The sequence below is a fragment of the Microbacterium oxydans genome (genome assembly GCF_900095745.1).
Classification (GTDB): Bacteria; Actinomycetota; Actinomycetes; order Actinomycetales; family Microbacteriaceae; genus Microbacterium; species Microbacterium oxydans_B.
This window is the reverse complement of sequence record NZ_FMIR01000018.1, coordinates 450,142-466,166: the sequence shown is the minus strand read 5'-3', so window position 1 is coordinate 466,166 and position 16,025 is coordinate 450,142. Positions and strand designations below refer to the sequence as shown.

Annotated in this window: 15 protein-coding genes and 1 tRNA gene; 6 read left to right on the top strand and 10 right to left on the bottom strand. The window is 67.9% G+C overall.

The features are described 5' to 3' along the window. Positions 1-41 precede the first annotated feature (41 nt). From BQ2383_RS15000 to BQ2383_RS14985, 4 genes are all read right to left on the bottom strand, one after another. Positions 42-1,655 carry an MFS transporter gene (locus tag BQ2383_RS15000; protein ID WP_091035666.1) on the bottom strand — a complete coding sequence of 538 codons (1,614 nt, stop codon included), beginning with the start codon at positions 1,653-1,655 and terminating at the stop codon, positions 42-44. Continuing rightward, positions 1,652-2,377, bottom strand: a complete 726-nt coding sequence (locus BQ2383_RS14995; protein WP_091035663.1) for an ion channel — start codon at positions 2,375-2,377, stop codon at positions 1,652-1,654. Before BQ2383_RS14995 ends, BQ2383_RS15000 begins: the two co-directional genes overlap by 4 nt. Beyond that, positions 2,374-3,843: a DUF2252 domain-containing protein gene (locus BQ2383_RS14990; RefSeq protein ID WP_091035661.1), complete on the bottom strand. Its 1,470-nt coding sequence runs from the start codon at positions 3,841-3,843 to the stop codon at positions 2,374-2,376. Before BQ2383_RS14990 ends, BQ2383_RS14995 begins: the two co-directional genes overlap by 4 nt. A gap of 170 nt (positions 3,844-4,013) precedes the next feature. After that, on the bottom strand, positions 4,014-4,724 hold the full coding sequence (locus BQ2383_RS14985; protein ID WP_091035658.1) for a potassium channel family protein: 711 nt from the start codon (positions 4,722-4,724) through the stop codon (positions 4,014-4,016). Between the two features lie 186 nt (positions 4,725-4,910). Between BQ2383_RS14985 and BQ2383_RS14980 the strand changes: the two genes are divergently transcribed. Further along, positions 4,911-4,999: transfer RNA gene (locus tag BQ2383_RS14980), tRNA-Ser, on the top strand. A gap of 58 nt (positions 5,000-5,057) precedes the next feature. Further along, entirely contained in the window at positions 5,058-5,732 is a 675-nt protein-coding gene (locus tag BQ2383_RS14975; RefSeq protein WP_091035656.1) for a haloacid dehalogenase type II, read from the top strand. A 25-nt stretch (positions 5,733-5,757) separates the two neighbouring features. On the opposite strand, the gene BQ2383_RS14970 is transcribed toward BQ2383_RS14975, so the two are convergent. Further along, on the bottom strand, positions 5,758-6,270 hold the full coding sequence (locus BQ2383_RS14970) for a hypothetical protein (RefSeq protein ID WP_091035654.1): 513 nt from the start codon (positions 6,268-6,270) through the stop codon (positions 5,758-5,760). 155 nt (positions 6,271-6,425) lie between these two features. Here BQ2383_RS14970 and BQ2383_RS14965 point away from each other — a divergent pair, with 155 nt between their 5' ends. The 3 genes from BQ2383_RS14965 to BQ2383_RS14955 all read left to right on the top strand — a co-directional run bounded on the left by BQ2383_RS14965 (position 6,426) and on the right by BQ2383_RS14955 (position 9,125). Then, a complete protein-coding gene (locus BQ2383_RS14965) occupies positions 6,426-8,048 on the top strand; it encodes a sodium-dependent transporter (RefSeq protein ID WP_091035651.1) in 1,623 nt (540 codons plus the stop codon). Then, positions 8,045-8,179: a methionine/alanine import family NSS transporter small subunit gene (locus BQ2383_RS14960; RefSeq protein WP_081859865.1), complete on the top strand. Its 135-nt coding sequence runs from the start codon at positions 8,045-8,047 to the stop codon at positions 8,177-8,179. Before BQ2383_RS14965 ends, BQ2383_RS14960 begins: the two co-directional genes overlap by 4 nt. 82 nt (positions 8,180-8,261) lie before the next feature. Then, a complete protein-coding gene (locus BQ2383_RS14955) occupies positions 8,262-9,125 on the top strand; it encodes an AraC family transcriptional regulator (protein WP_091035649.1) in 864 nt (287 codons plus the stop codon). A 28-nt stretch (positions 9,126-9,153) separates the two neighbouring features. Here the strand turns inward: BQ2383_RS14955 and BQ2383_RS14950 are convergent, their stop codons facing one another. From BQ2383_RS14950 to chvE, 5 genes are all read right to left on the bottom strand, one after another. After that, positions 9,154-9,933, bottom strand: a complete 780-nt coding sequence (locus BQ2383_RS14950; protein ID WP_029263763.1) for an ATP-binding cassette domain-containing protein — start codon at positions 9,931-9,933, stop codon at positions 9,154-9,156. Next, complete coding sequence (locus BQ2383_RS14945; protein WP_091035646.1) at positions 9,930-11,108, bottom strand: ROK family transcriptional regulator; 1,179 nt, start codon at positions 11,106-11,108, stop codon at positions 9,930-9,932. Before BQ2383_RS14945 ends, BQ2383_RS14950 begins: the two co-directional genes overlap by 4 nt. A gap of 37 nt (positions 11,109-11,145) precedes the next feature. Beyond that, the gene (gene mmsB / locus BQ2383_RS14940) at positions 11,146-12,324 is read right to left on the bottom strand and encodes a multiple monosaccharide ABC transporter permease (RefSeq protein WP_029263765.1); all 1,179 of its coding nucleotides are present in this window, start codon (positions 12,322-12,324) and stop codon (positions 11,146-11,148) included. Continuing rightward, positions 12,321-13,862, bottom strand: coding sequence for a multiple monosaccharide ABC transporter ATP-binding protein (gene mmsA, locus BQ2383_RS14935; protein ID WP_091035643.1), 1,542 nt, complete (start codon positions 13,860-13,862; stop codon positions 12,321-12,323). Before mmsA ends, mmsB begins: the two co-directional genes overlap by 4 nt. Before the next feature lie 64 nt (positions 13,863-13,926). Continuing rightward, on the bottom strand, positions 13,927-15,078 hold the full coding sequence (gene chvE, locus BQ2383_RS14930) for a multiple monosaccharide ABC transporter substrate-binding protein (RefSeq protein WP_091035641.1): 1,152 nt from the start codon (positions 15,076-15,078) through the stop codon (positions 13,927-13,929). Positions 15,079-15,387: 309 nt separating this feature from the next. Between chvE and BQ2383_RS14925 the strand changes: the two genes are divergently transcribed. After that, on the top strand, positions 15,388-16,023 hold the full coding sequence (locus BQ2383_RS14925; protein ID WP_091035638.1) for a GyrI-like domain-containing protein: 636 nt from the start codon (positions 15,388-15,390) through the stop codon (positions 16,021-16,023). Positions 16,024-16,025 lie beyond the last annotated feature (2 nt).

The window sequence follows — 16,025 nt, the reverse complement described above, 5'->3', positions numbered from 1 at the left end:
TTCATCCTTGCGGATGGCCCCTCCTCGCGCCCGCTCAGGCCTCAGACCGTCGTCTCCCGCCGGGGTCGATGCACGTCCTTCGCGCTCGGTATCCCCTTCGAGAAGAGCAGCGAGAAGAGGCTGATCAGGATCAGCCCGAAGAAGGCGATGCGCAGCGACGACAGCTGAGAGTCGCGGTAGACCGTCGCGAGGGTGTCGGCATCCGCGTCGCTCAGGCCGGCTTTTTCGGCGATGGCGGCGACGTCCGCGGCGGGCACGATCGTCACGCCGTGCTCCGTCGCGGCTGCCACGGTCGTCTTCGTGGCGTCGGGCAGGTCGCTCGCCGCCACCCCCGAGGCGAACGACGTCGACAGCGCCCCGATGAGGATCGAGCCGATGAGCGCCGTTCCCAGCGACGAGCCGAGGTTCTGGAACACTCCCTGCAGGCCGCCGACCTCGCTCGTCTCCTTCTCGGTCACACTCGACATGTTCACGTTGCCGAGCTGCGAGGCGAGCAGACCGAGCGCCGCGCCGGCGAGGAACATCCCGGTGGCGAAGAATCCGCTGCGCAGATCGCTGGTGGCGGAACCGAGCAGGATGAGCGCGCTGACGACGAGCACCAGTTGACCGATCCGCACGATCGTGCGCGGAGACAGCATGCGCGAGAGCCGGGTGCCGACGATGGAGAACAGCACGAGGGCGATCGACAGCGGGAAGATCCGGATGCCGGTCTCCAGAGCGTCGAGACCGAGCGTCATCTGCAGGTACACCGGCACCATGAAGAACAGGCCGGCCGTCACCGCGTACTGCGCGCCGAGCACCGACAGCCCGCTGCGGAGGGAGCGGATCGCGAACATCCCGACATGCACGAGCGGCGCGCGGCCGCTGCGTTCGAGGCGCCGCTGCCGGGAGAGGAACAGCGCGAGCAGGACGACCCCGAGCACGATCAGCCATGCGGCGGGGGAGATGCCCAGCGGCGCGATGACGACACCGCCGACGACGGGCGGATTCAGGGGAAGGACCCACCCCCACGTCTTGCTCTGCAGCATGCCGAACACCACGGCCACGAGTCCGAGCGAAGAGAGCGCGACGCTGAGGATGTCGATGCGCACACTCTGCCTCGGCGTCGGATCCGTGACGATCCGCGCGCACAGCACCACGCCGATCATGATGAAGACCTCGGCGACGAAGACATAGCGCCAGTCGAGGTACGTCGTCACGAATCCGCCGATCAGCGGCCCGGCAGCGACGGCCGCGCCGGAGACGGCGCCGATGATCGCGAAGGCGGTGATCCGCTCGCGACCGACATAGTTGTCCGCGACGAGCGCCGCGATCGCCGGGATGACGAGCACGGCACCGAGTCCTTCGATGATCGACCAGCCGAGGAACAGGAACTGCACGTTCGGACTGAGTGCCGTGATCAGCGAGCCGGCGGCGTATACGCACGACCCGATCACGAACGCCCTGCGGCGCCCCCACACGTCGCCGAGCTTCGCGCCCAGCAGCATGAATGCGGCCATCGTGAGCGTGTAGAAGGTGATGGCGCCCTGCATCGCCGCGACGGTGGTGTCGAGGTCGGTGACCACGGTCGAGATCGAGACGTTCATCACGGTGCCGTCGAGGACCATCACGAACTGGGCGGATCCGAGGACGGCGATGACGCCCCATCTCTTCATGACGACTCCTTCGACGGTGCAGCGGGGGCGGCGGCGATCGTGCCGGCGCCGCGCATGATGCGCGCGACGGCTGTGATGAGGAACAGCTGACCGGTGATCGCTTCGGCGACGGCGACCGCCTGAGACGCCGCATTCGCGGGAATGAGGTTGCCGTAGCCGGTGGTCGTGAGCGTCGTGAAGGAGAAGAAGAGCTGGTTGGCGAGGGAGTCGTCGTCGGGGCCGCCGAACATCGGCGCGGAGGAGACGAGGGAGAGCAGATTGAAGACGAAGGTGAAGAACAGGCCGACCAGCACATAAGCGGTGACGGCCGCCAGCAGTGCCTCGGCATTGAGCCCGCGGCGCTTCACCTGGTCCCCGATGATCGCGACGGGGGATGCGAGCAGCGCGATCATCGTCGCGGCGGAGAACGCGATGTCGAGGATGTGGCCGCTCGCGCCGAGGAGTGTCGCCACGATCGTGGCCACCCCGGCGGCCGACAGGATCACCCACGCAACGTGCTGCACCATGCGGGGCGCGGCGGTGACCCGGAAGACCACGGCGACCGTCATGAGGGTCACCAGGAAGGCCCACGGGCTCGGGTTGGCGCCACGCTGCGCGGCGCACAGCGCATACGACACGACGACCAGGGCGGCGACGACCGCATACCCGGATGCCCCGCTGAAGAGCAGATCGGGGCGCCGTTGCTCGACGCGGGACCTCGCTGTCCGTGCGGAGGCGCTCACCGTCCCGGCTCCCCGGTGCCCATCGTCGGCAGTCGCCCGGAGGCGCGGGCAGCGAGGAAGGTCGCGTAGTCCTCCTCGTTCTGATCGGCGTAGGCGTCGGCGAAGGAGCAGATCGCCTCTTCGAACGCCCGGCCCCGGCCGAGGTAGCCGGCGACCTCGAGGCGGTCTCCGCTCCTCGCGTGCCCGCGTGCGAGGGTCTCGCCGCAGATGCGCGCGTAGAGCGCAGCCCCTCTCGGGGTCATCGTCTCCGGATCGATCCCGCCCTTCCAGTCGTGGAGCTGGCGCACATAGAAGTCGCGCGTCACGCCGTCGGTGCCGGTCACCCGCTGCCAGCCGAGGAAGAGGTCGCTGGCTGCCTGCATGAGCCGTTGCCCGCGCACGACCCGTTCTCCCTCACTGTCGTGGGTGCCCGGGCCGAGGAACCGTTCGAGCACCGACGGCTGTGCGGTCTTCGCCTGCAGCAGCAGGGGATCTCTGTCGTCTCTGCCGCTGAGGAGGATGATCCAGGCGCGCGTGCCGACGCTGCCGATCCCGCCGACCGTCCTGGCCATGTGTCGGTAGCGGTACTCGGAGATCGGATGCCGGTCGCCCGGCAGCGTGTCCTGATACGCCGCGAGGAGATCGCGCATGATGCCGACCTCGTCGAGATCCTGAACGGCTCCGGGAAGGAGATCTTCGACCGGCGTCACCAGCGGCGGGTTCGGGATGATCCTCAGCTGGCCGTCCACGACCTGCACCAGTTTCGCGAACGAGCGCATCCGGTGGCGCTTGCGCGCCTTCTTCACGGCCGCGTCAAGCCGCGCGACCGTCTCGTCGTCTACGCGTCGCCGGTCTCGTTCGGCACGGATGCGTCTGCGTGCGCTGTCGGCATCGAACCGTTCGTACCAGGCGTCGAGCACCGGGGCGTCGGCCGCTCGCCGCATGGTCTTCCGATACCCGATGACCGAGGCGCGGACGCACGCCTCGATCTCGGCCGCCGTGAATCCGCGATGGCGTCCGGCCACCGCGAAGCTCGTCGCCAGCCGCTTCAGGTCCCACTCGAACGGCCCGGGGAACGTCTCGTCGAAGTCGTTCATGTCGAAGAGCAGCCGACGCTCCGGCGTGCCGAACAGGCCGAAGTTCGACAGGTGGGCGTCGCCGCACAGCTGCACCGTGATGCCGGTATGCGCCGCGGTGGCGAGGTCCGACGCCATCAGCAGTGCGGAGCCCCGGAAGAAGGCGAACGGCGAGGCGGACATCCGCTCGTATCGCAGGGGCACGATGTCGAGATCGCGGGTCGTGGCCTGCCCCTCGAGCAGCGCGACCGGGTCGGGGCGGTCCGCGCCCGGAAGCCACGGCCCCTGCTGCGAGCGGGGTGCGCGGGTGCGCGCGTCGCGGCCGCGGTTTCGTCGGACGACGAACTCCGGCGCCACCGCATCCGGCGCCGCGAAGTCGTCGCGCCCGTCGGCGTTTCGGTCACTGGCCATGTCGCACCTCGCACCCGTCTGATGACGGCGCGGGATCCGGGTGACCGGGGCGGATCCCCGGGGTCGGGTACGGGCGGCGTCGCATCGCTCATCGTGGCAGTGCACGACGGGCTCGACGTGGTGCACGTCACCCTTTTCGGGCGAGGGCGTGGGGCGGACTGCCTCGCCCCTCAGGCGTCGCTGGTGGTGGCGCGCTTCGCGCTCGCGCCCCGCATGATCCGCGCGACCGCCGTGATCAGGAACAGTTGACCGGTGATGCCCTCGGCGATGGCCACCGCCTGGCCGCCGGTACCGACCGGCACGAGATTTCCGTAGCCGGTCGTCGTGAGCGCCGTGAAGGAGAAGAACAGCTGATTGCCGAGCGAGTCGAGGCTTGCCTCGCCGAACAACGGGTCTGCCGAGATCTGCGACATCAGGTTGTACACGAAGGCGAAGAACATGCCGACGAGGATGTAGGCGGTGATCGCCGCCAGCAGCGCCTCCAGGTTGAGGCCGCGTCGGGTCACCTGGTGGGCGATGACGACCCAGGGGGCGACGAGCAGAGCGATCATCGACGCGGCCGAGAGCGGGATGGCGAGCAGCGGTCCGTCGAGTCCGAACAGATCGGCGACGACGGCGGTGATCCCGGCGACGGAGAGAACGACCCAGGACACCCGCTGCACCATGCGTCGGGCCCGGGTCACATGAAAGACCATGGCGACCGTCGCAAGCATGGGGAGGAAGGCCCACGGACTCGGGTCGGTGCTGGGCTGTATCGCGCACAGGCCGTACGACACGATGAGCAGGACGAGGACGATCCCGTACCCGAGAGCGCGGTCATCCCACCGTCGGCCGACCCGACCTCGTTCGTGCTGTTCGTCCACCGCTTCTGTCAGGGGCATGGCGACTCCACTTCGGTGCGGTGGACGCCGTCGTCCACGATGTGCGGCCAGTATCCCAGCGCCGGAGCGCATCCCCTCTCAGGGCGAGTGCGCGTCGGGGGGAACGGGAGTCGCGGCCCCGGTTCGAGACTGCCCGCCGAACCCGTTATGATGGCTGAGTGCATCCGATCTTCGGGTCGGATCCACGGAGACGTCGCATAGTCCGGCCGAGTGCACCACCCTGCTAAGGTGGAGTCCCCTCACGGGGACCAGGGGTTCAAATCCCCTCGTCTCCGCACTTTCTTTCTTCGCTTGCGGCCCCGGTCGTCTGTCGTTCACGGCAGACTCGAGAGCATGTTCCGCGACATCACGACTGTCGTCTTCGACGTGCTCGGCACCCTCGTCGACGAACCCCGCGGCCTTCGCACCGCCATCGTCGAAGCGGCGGGTCCACCTTCCGACTCCGAGGCGCTGCTCGGCATCTGGCAGGGTCACATCGAACGCGAACAGGCTCGCATCGGGCGGGGCGAACGCGACTACGCCGACACCGAGACTCTCGATCGCGAGGCAGCGCTGCAGGTGGCTGAAGCGGCGGGTCTCGACGACCAGGCTCGCATCGGCCGCCTGGCAGCTGCGGCTGAGCGGCTTCCACCCTGGGACGACTCCGCCGACGGTGTCGCGCGACTCGCGCAGAGGTTCCGCGTGCTCGGGCTGTCGAACGCGACGACGAAGACGCTGCATCGGCTGGGAGCGCACGCCGGCCTCGAATGGGATCTGGCGCTGTCGGCGGACGCTGTCCGCGCCTACAAGCCTGCCCCCGAGGTCTACGCTCTGGCGGTGGAAGCGGCGGGCGGTGATCCGTCGCGAGCGCTGATGGTCGCGGCCCGTGCCTGGGATCTGCGGGGCGCGCAGGCGGTGGGAATGCGCACCGCATACGTGCGACGCCCGGTGGGGGACCCGCCGACTCCGTCAGACGGGTTCGACGGTCGGTTCGACGGACTGCACCAGTTAGCCGCCGCGCTCATCTAGAGTGCGGCGCATCGATCCTCTTCTCTCAGCAGCAGCCGCCCGCCGAGCGCGCGCTGCCGATGGGCTCGACCTCCGTCGACTCGTCCGCGATGCCGAAGCGGATCAGCGCGCGCGGGTCGAAATGGTCATCCGGTGGTGCGACATCGGGCGCCACTGCGTGGAGAAGGGTGAAGTCGGCCGCAGCGCCCACCACCAGCAGGGCTCCGACCGGGAAGCAGTCGATCACGACCTGGAACTCGTTCTCGCGCTGGTGCACGGTCAGCCCGGAGATCGACCAGGCGGTGAACTCGTTCGCCGTCGGCGTGCTGCGCCAGTTCTGCTGCACCACGCCGGTCACCCGCAGCAGTGCGGTGGTGCCACGCAGACGTGTCGACTGTCCCAGCTCCAGGAGCACACCGACGGTTCCGCCGAGCACATCGACGAGGATCCGTGTGATCTGGGAGCCCACCAGCGCATCATCCGTCAGGAACGGATTCTCCCCGTCCGGGAGTGGCGGAAGCGCGCCGGGTACGCCGATGAGCAGGTCGTTCACGTTCATGGCTATTCGCTCTCCCCAGAGATCCCCCGACCGTTCGAGAGTATGTGATCGCGGTTCACAAATTCTGAACGCCGAATGTGAAGGGGCACCAGGGGTGCGGGCGACGCCGACGAGGTGCGCTGCGTTCGTCGTGGCCCTCCGGTAGTCTCACCGGCATGGCCACCGCATCGACGCAGACCCATAAACGCGAGGCTTTCGGATCGCGGAACGTGTTCATCCTGTCGGCGATCGGATCTGCGGTCGGCCTCGGGAACATCTGGCGGTTCCCCTATGTCGCCTATGAGGGCGGCGGTGGGGCCTTCCTCATCCCCTATCTGTGCGCGCTGCTGACCGCCGGCATCCCGCTGCTGTTCTTCGACTACGCGATCGGGCATCGGTTCCGCGGGTCGGCGCCGCTGGCGTTCCGCCGCATGCACAGGGCGGCCGAGCCTCTCGGCTGGTGGCAGGTCCTCATCTGCGTCGTGATCGCGGTGTACTACGCGGTGATCATCGCCTGGGCGGCCATGTACACGTGGTTCTCGGCCCAGCTCACCTGGGGGCCGGGCAACGAGAACGACTTCTTCTTCATCGACTTCCTGCGGTCGGCGGACGTCGCGGAGGTCGGCGTCTCGACCGAGTTCGTGCCGCAGGTCGGCATCCCCCTGGTCGTGGTCTGGCTGATCGTGATCGTGATCATGGCGCTCGGCGTGAAGCGCGGCATCGGCCGCGCGAACATGATCCTGATGCCGTTGCTCACCGTGATGTTCGCGATCCTCGTGGTGCAGTCGCTCTTCCTCCCCGGTGCGATGGAAGGTCTGAACGCGTTCTTCACCCCGAACTGGGAGGCGCTCGCCGACCCGGGCGTCTGGGCCTCCGCCTATGGGCACATCTTCTTCTCGCTGTCGGTCGCCTTCGGCATCATGGTGACCTATTCCTCCTATCTGAAGCGCAAGACCGACCTCACCGGATCCGGGCTGGTCGTGGCTTTCGCCAACTCCGGCTTCGAGATCCTCGCCGGTATCGGCGTCTTCGCCGCACTCGGGTTCATGGCGCAGGCACAGGGGACCGAGGTCGCCGGCGTCGCGTCCTCGGGCATCGGGCTGGCGTTCATCGCCTTTCCGACGATCGTCTCTCAGGCCACCGGGGGCTCGATCATCGGTGTGCTGTTCTTCGGCGCGCTCGTGTTCGCGGGGGTCACCTCACTCATCTCGATCCTCGAAGTGATCGTCGCCGCGCTGCAGGACAAGCTGGGCTGGGCGCGCGTGCGCACGACGCTCACGGTGGCCATCCCGCTCGCGATCGTCTCGATGGCGCTGTTCTCGACCACCACGGCGCTCTCCGTGCTCGATACGGCGGATGCCTTCGTCAATGCGTTCGGCATCATGGCCGTCGCGCTGGTGGCGGTGATCATCGTGGCGTGGCTGCTGCACAAGCTCCCGGTGTTCGTCGAGCACCTCAACCGCCGCTCCAGCTTCCGGGTCGGACTGCTCTGGAAGCTGCTCGTCGGCGTGCTCGCGCCGCTCGTGCTCGGTTACCTGCTCGTCAGCGAGCTCATGGCGAAGATCAACGAGCCGTACAGCGGGTACCCGGGGTGGTTCCTCGCGATCTTCGGCTGGGGCATGGTGATCGCCCTGGTCGTGTTGGCGCTGCTGCTGTCGGCGCTGCCGTGGAGCGGACGCTCGCACGCGAAGGACGACCCGGAGTACGACGAGTTCCTGGTCGAGGAGCAGTACGAGCCGGATGCGGAGACGTCGGCTGTTCCGATCGTCGCGACGCCGGAGAAGGGAGAACGCGCATGACCACGACAGCGATCGTCATGATGATCATCGCCATGGTCACGATCTGGGGCGGCCTCGTCGCCGCGATCGTGAATCTCGCCCGTCATCCCGAGGCCGCCGAGAACGAGCCGGCGCCGCCCGTCGAACTCTGACGGGGAGCCGATCGCATCCGACCGGAGAAGTCGGGTGCCGGCGGCGCTGGCGCGGCGACGATGGTGGGGAAAGGAGGACCTCATGATCGGAACGCTCAACGCCCTGGTCGACCGCGTCGAAGCCACTCGCTCCGACGAGATCGACGTCGCCGGGTTCGCACGTGAGCACGGCACGACCGAGTACCACCTGCGTCGGATGTTCTCGGCGCTGGCTGGCATGCCGCTCTCGGAGTATGTGCGGAGGCGTCGCATGACGCTTGCCGGCGCGGAACTCGCGGCCGGTGCCCCGAGCCTGCTCGACGTGGCCGTGCGCCACGGGTACGGCTCGGTCGAGGCTTTCGGCCGTGCCTTCCGTGCGGTGCACGGCATCGGCCCGGCCGACGCGCGCCGAGACGGGGGTCCTCTCCGCACACAACCCACGCTCCGGTTCCGCCTGAGCGTCGAAGGGAGCATCCCGATGGACGTCACCATCACCCACCGTCCCGCGTTCGTCCTCGCCGGTCACGCCGCCGAGGTCCCGCTGATCCACGAGGGCGTCAACCCGCACATCCAGGCGCACATCGCCGCGATCGCGCCCGAGGAGCACGCGCGCCTCAAGGCGCTCGCCGACGCGGACCCCGCGGGGATCCTCGCGATCACCGCCGATGTCGAGCCCGACGCACCGGAGGGCACGCTGCTCACATATCTGCACGGCGTCGCCCTGCAGGCCACCACCGCGGTGCCCGACGACCTCGATTCCCTGCGCCTCGACGAAGGGTCCTGGGCGGTCTTCGCCGCGCGGGGTGCGTTCCCGGCGACGCTGCAGAACCTGTGGGCGGCCACGGCGACCGAGTGGTTCCCGTCGAACCCGTGGCGGCTGCGGCCCGGCCCCTCGATCGTGCGGTACCTCGAATTCACCGGCGACTTCGCGTCGTGCGAGCTCTGGTTGCCGATCGAACAGGGCTGAACACCCGATGCCCCGCGTTGGACACCGATCAGCGCGGGGCATCGCCCTTCCTCGGCGGGCGATAGGTGCCGATGATCGCGGCGATGAGGTCGGAGTAGGCGGCATCCTGGCTGGAGAAGCTGCCGTTGTTGCGGCCGTGCCGCAGCACCTCGACACGGTCGGACACCGCCTGCACGTCGGCGATGTTGTGACTGATGAACACGACGCCCAGACCGAGCTCCCGCAGCTGCTCGATGTGGGTGAGCACGTCGGCGGTCTGCGCGACGCTGAGCGAGGCGGTCGGCTCATCGAGCACGACCAGCCGGGGCTGGCTGATGAGGGTGCGCGCGATCGCCACGGCCTGTCGCTGGCCGCCGGACAGGGAGTTGAGCGGCGTGCGGGTCGACGGGATGTTGGCCGCCAGATCGGTCAGCGCCTGCCGGGTCGCATTCTCCATCTCGCCTTCGCGCAGCATGCCCTTGGAGGTGCGCAGCTCGCGTCCGAGGAAGACGTTGGCCGTGACGTCGAGGTTCTCGCAGACGGCGAGGTCCTGGAAGACCGTCGCGATGCCGAGTCGATTCGCCTCGGCGGGGGAGGAGATGTCGACGCGCTCGCCGTTGATGCGGATCTCGCCGGAGGTCGGTGTGAGCGCGCCGGCGATGACCTTGGCCAGCGTCGACTTGCCCGCGGCGTTGTCGCCCACGAGACCGACCACTTCGCGGGCGTTCACCGTGAAGTCGACGTCGGTGAGCGCTTCGACGGCACCGAAGCGCTTCGTGATGCCGCGCAGGGTGAGCAGCGGCTCCGCCTGCGACGCCGAGAGAGTCATGGGCGTCCCTCGAGAAGCTGGGAGGGGTCGGTCGACTGCAGGATGTGGATGGTCGCGCCGACGAGCACCGTGTCCTTGCCGAACGACGCGGGGATCGGTTCGCGGCGAGGAGCGCGCCGCTGTGGCGCATGCTCGCGCAGCGCCGCGGCGAACGGCAGCAGGAAGACCGGGCCGGCGTCGGTCAGCTCACCGCCGATCGTGATGATCTCGGGGTCGAGCGTCTGACAGACACCCGCGACCACGCGGCCGAGCGTCGTACCCGCATCGGACACGACTCGCGCGCAGCCAGGGTCGCCGGCGGCGGCGCGGGCGATGACGTCCTTGAAGGTGACCTGGCCGTAGGCGGCCCGCAGCGGTGCCGTGACCGCCTCAGCTCCGACGACGGTCTCGAGGCAGCCGCGCTGCCCGCAGGGGCAGATGGACCCGGCGGGGTCGACCTGCACGTGCCCGATCTCACCCGCCGTGCCGCCGCGTCCGCGGTAGAGCTTCGAATCGATGATCACGCCGGCGCTCGTCGTGTACGAGGCGTTGACGAACAGACTGTCCGAGACGTCCCGAGCCGTGCCGAGCGTCGCCTCGGCGAGCGCGGCGAGGTTGGCGTCCTTCTCCACCAGCACCGGGCATCCGAGGCGCTGCTCGACGACCGCGGCGATGGGCTGCGATTCCCACCGCCGCATGACGCCGGGATAGGCGACCAGACCGGTGTCGGGGTCGATGGGCGCCGGAATCGCGATGCAGAGGCCGATCAGCTCATCGGCTTGCGCCGCGATCATGTCGAGCATCTCGATGATGAGGAGCGTGATGCGATCGAGCACCGTGTCCTCGGCGTGGTCGGCGGGCAGCGGCATCGACCGGTCGGCGAGAACCGACTGCCCGACGTCGTTGAGACGCACCCGCATGCTGCGGCTTCCGATGTGCACGGCGGCCACCAGCCCGGCACGCCGGGCGATGGTGACGAGCTGTGCGCGACGGCCACTCCGCGAGGTGGGGTGGGTCTCCACCAGGCCCGAGAGCGAGAGCTCCTTCACGATCGCCGACACCGTCGCCGTCGACAGGGTGGTCGCTTCGGCGAGCTCGACCTGGGTGAGCCCGCCGAAGCGCTTGACCGCGTCGACGATCTTGGCCGTGTTGGCCTCGCGCAATCCCGATTGGGAACCGCTCGACCATCTGCTCATAGCGGGAGCATATCGCGTGGGATCGGCACGGCCGGGGTCAGCGTGCGGCACCCGCCCGACGCTTGTTCCAGACGTCGAACGCGACGGCGATCAGGAGCACCAGGCCCTTCACGACCTGCTGCGTCGCCTGGTCGAGTCCCATGAGCTGCATGCCGTTGCTCATCACCGCCATGATCAGACCGCCGACGATCGCTCCGCCGACGCGCCCCACGCCACCGGTGACGGCGGCGCCGCCGATGAAGCAGGCAGCGATCGCGTCGAGCTCGAACATGTTCCCGGCTCCCGGCTGTGCGCCGTTCGTGCGTGAGGAGAAGACGACTCCGGCGACACCGGCGAGCAGTCCCATGTTCACGAAGATCCAGAAGTTGACCCGGCGCACGTTGACGCCGCTCAGCAGGGCGGCGTGAAGGTTGCCGCCGATCGCGTAGACGTGACGCCCGAACACGCTCTTCTGCGTGATGACCGAGTAGGCGATGATCAGCACGGCGAGGAGGATCAGCACGAAGGGGAGACCGCGGCTGGTGGACAGCTGGTAGCCGAACCACATCACGACGGCGGCGATCAGGGCGATCTTCAGGATGAACCAGCCCAGCGCCTCGACCGACTGCTGGTGCGCGACCTTCGAGCGTCGGCTGCGTACCTGCCACACCGCATAGCCGCCCACGCCGATGGCGAAGATCACGAGGGTGAACACGTCGACCCCGTAGCCGCCGAAGAGTCCGTTGAAGAATCCGTTGGCTATCGAGTAATAGGTGCCGCCGAAGGGCGACAGCGAGACGTTGCCCAGCACGATGAAGGTCAGACCGCGGAAGAGCAGCATGCCGGCGAGCGTCACGATGAACGCCGGGATGCCGACGAACGCCACCCAGAAGCCCTGCCATGCCCCGACCAGGAGGCCGACCACCAGCGCGGCGATGACGCCGACCCACCAGGGCAGCTGCATCCGGATCACGAGGACCGCGGCGGTGGCACCCGTGAGGGCGACGACCGAGCCGACCGAGAGGTCGATGTGACCGGCGATGATGACGATCACCATGCCGATCGCGAGGATCAGGATGTAGGAGTACTGCAAAACGATGTTCGTGAGGTTCCCCGGGGAGAGGAACGTCGGGTTCAGGATGGCGAAGAAGGCCACGATCGCGATGAAGGCGACGAGGATGCCGCTCTGGCGCAGGTTGCGCGTGGCGAGGCTCAACAGGTTGGTGACGCCGGTCATCGTTCGGCCGTCCTTTCGACAGTCATGAGTTGCATGAGGTTCTCCTGGGTGGCCTCGGCGGCCGGCAGCTCGCCGGTGATCCTGCCGAAGGCCAGGGTGTAGATGCGGTCGCAGATGCCCAGCAGCTCGGGCAGCTCGGACGAGATGACGAGCACGCCCTTCCCGGCCGCGACCAGGCGGTTGATGATCGTGTAGATCTCGTACTTGGCGCCGATGTCGATGCCGCGCGTGGGCTCATCGAGGATCAGCACGTCGGGCTCCGTCTGGATCCACTTGCTCAGCACGACCTTCTGCTGGTTGCCGCCGGAGAGGTTGCCCACGAGCTGGAGCACACTGGGCGTCTTGATATTCATCTCGGCGCGGTACTGCTCCGCGATCCGGAGTTCCCGGTTCGCGTCGATCCAGCCGCCGGGGCTGATCATCCGCAGCGACGCGAGGGTGATGTTGTGGCGGATGTCGTCGATGAGGTTCAGCCCGAACTTCTTGCGATCCTCGGTCGCGTAGGCGATCCCGGAGCGGATGGCGGCGCTCGTGGTCGACGTGTCGACCTCTTTGCCGCGGACGAGCACTCGTCCCTTCGCGTTCCGCCCGTAGGTGCGGCCGAAGACGCTCATGGCGAGTTCCGTGCGTCCGGCGCCCATCAGCCCGGCGATGCCGACGACCTCTCCCGCGCGCACCGTGAGGGAGGCGTCGTCGACCATGATCCGTCCCGGCTGGGTCGGGTGATGCACGGTCCAGTTCTCGATCCGCAGCACCTCCTCGCCGAGTTCCGGCACCCGCTCCGGGAAGCGGTGGGCGAGGTCGCGCCCGACCATGCCGCGGATGATCCGGTCCTGCGTCGAGGCCGGATCGCTCATGTCGAGCGTCTCGATGGACCGGCCGTCGCGGAGGATCGTCGTGCGGTCGGCGATCGCGTCGATCTCGTTGAGCTTGTGCGAGATGATGATCGACGTCATCCCGCCGTCGCGCAGCCGCCGGAGCAGGTCGAGCAGGTGCGCCGAGTCGGTGTCGTTGAGCGCGGCGGTCGGCTCGTCGAGGATGAGCAGGCGCACGTTCTTCGACAGTGCCTTCGCGATCTCGACGAGCTGCTGCTTGCCCACGCCGAGCTGACCGACCGGCGTGGCGGGGTTCTCGTCGAGGCCGACCTGGGCGAGCAGCTGCGAGGCCTCGGAGTTCGCGCGGTCCCAGTCGATGAGTCCGCCCGCCCCGCGACGCTCGTTGCCGAGGAAGATGTTCTCCGCGACGCTGAGGTAGGGGATCAGCGCGAGCTCCTGATGGATGATCACGATGCCGACGTGCTCGGAGTCGCTGATGGATCCGAACTTCGCCTCCTCGCCCTCGTAGACGATCTCGCCCTCGTACGCACCGTGCGGGTAGACACCCGACAGCACCTTCATGAGAGTGGACTTCCCCGCCCCGTTCTCGCCGCAGATCGCATGGATCTCGCCGCGGCGGACATCGAGGTCGACGCCCTGGAGCGCCTTGACGCCGGGAAAGCTCTTCTCGATCTCCCGCATCTGCAGTACCGGTGTCGTCATGAACCGGCTCCTTTCCGTCGAGAGGGGCGTGACGTCGTGTCGACGTCACGCCCCGGAGCGATGATTACTCGGCGACGCCGGAGTCGACTTCGGCCTGGGTCCAGTAACCCGAGTCGACCAGCAGCGGGGTGATGTTGTCCTTGTAGACGATGTCCGACTGCAGGAGGTACGACGGCACGACCTTCACGCCGTTGTCGTAGGTCTCCGTGTCGTTCGCCTCGGGCTCCTCGCCCTCGAGCATGTCCTCCGCGACGACGACCGACTGCTCGGCGAGCTTGCGCGTGTCCTTGAAGATCGACGCGAACTGCACGCCCTGATCGATCAGGCTGATGGAGCCGATCTCGGCATCCTGTCCGGTGACGATCGGGAGACCGTCGGCGATGGTCGCGCCGAAACCGCCGGTGCCCTGGAGTGCCGTGATGATGCCCCGCGAGATCCCGTCGTAGGGGGAGAGCACTCCATCGAGCTTGGTGCCGCCGCCGTACGTCGAGGTGAGCAGATCCTCCATGCGCTTCTGCGCGGTCTCCTGCTGCCAGCGCAGGATCGCCGCCTGCTCGATGTCGGTCTGACCCGACGGCACCGAGAGCACGCCCTCGTCGATGTAGGGCTGCAGCGTGTCCATCGCCCCCTGCCAGAAGAAGTGCGCGTTGTTGTCGTCGAGCGAGCCGGCGAAGAGCTCGATGTTGAACGGGCCCTTCTCTCCGGTGTCCTTGCCGTCCTCGTCGAGCACACCGAGGCCGACCAGCAGCGAGGTGGCCTGCTGCACGCCGACCTTGTAGTTGTCGAACGTCACGTAGAAGTCGACGTTCTCGCTGTCGCGGATGAGGCGGTCGTAAGAGATGACCGGGATCTTCGCTGCCGCAGCGGCGTCGAGCTGCGACGACAGCGCGGTGCCGTCGATCGCGGCGATGACCAGGAGGTCGGCGCCCTTGGTGATCATCTGGTCGATCTGCTGGCCCTGCGTCGGGATGTCGTCGCCGGCGTACTGCAGTTCGACCTGATAGCCGGCCTTCTCCAGCCCCTCCTGCACGGCGGTGCCGTCGGCGATCCAGCGCTCGGAGGTCTGCGTCGGCATGGACACGCCGATCAGCAGGTCACCCTTGTCGCCGGAGGCCTTCGTGTCGCCGCCCGCGGAGCCGGCTCCGCCGCCGCCGCAACCGGCGAGGGCGAGGACTCCCGCGAGGCCGAGGGCCGCGAGTGCATACTTCTTCTTCATTCCGAGCTCCTTTGCTGTGCAATGCGTCCTCCGGCCGAAGTCCGGAGGGTCAGCGTCCCGGCCATTCGGGATCCGCCTCGGATCACTTTCTTGAGTTCGAGACTCGAAGTCAAGGGAACGTGATCGTTTCGTGATGATCCACGTTAGATGGCCGGATGGCCCAGAACCCTCCCGGACGACCGGAGATTTGCGCCCGAAGAACGAAAAAGGCCGGAGTTACCTTCGAGACTCGAAGGTAACTCCGGCGAGACCGACTCCCGTGTCTGTACCTCGTGTCACACTGGGCGCACGGAACCAGGGAGGCACGTCATGGCGGCGATCGACCCCAAGAAGACCCTCGACGCGTATCGGGCGAAGCGGGGTGAGTTCCGCATCGTCGAGGTGCCGCCGATGCAGTATCTGATGATCGACGGCGCCGGAGACCCGAACACCTCTCCGGCCTATTCGGAGGCGGTCTCGGCCCTGTTCCCCGTGGCCTACACGCTCAAGTTCGCCAGTCGGAACGAGCTCGGCATCGACACGGTGGTGATGCCCCTCGAGGGACTCTGGCACGCATCCGACATGGAGTCGTTCACCACCCATCGCGACAAGTCGGCCTGGCAGTGGACGCTCATGATCATGGTCGGCGACCACATCACGCCTTCCATGTTCGCCGACGCGGTGGAGTCCGTGGCGCAGAAAGCGGCGAAGAAGAAGGAGCCGGTGCCTGCACTCGGAGCCGTGCGGCTCGAGACCCTCCACGAGGGGACGAGCGTGCAGACTCTGCACGTCGGTCCGTTCGACGACGAGGGGCCGGTCCTCGACGACCTGCATCACCGCTTCATCCCCGAGCACGGTCTGACGATGAGCGGTCTGCATCACGAGATCTACCTGAGCGACCTGCGTCGCACCGATCCGGCGAAGTTGCGCACCATTCTCCGGCAGCCCGTGTCTTCGAGCGTCTGATG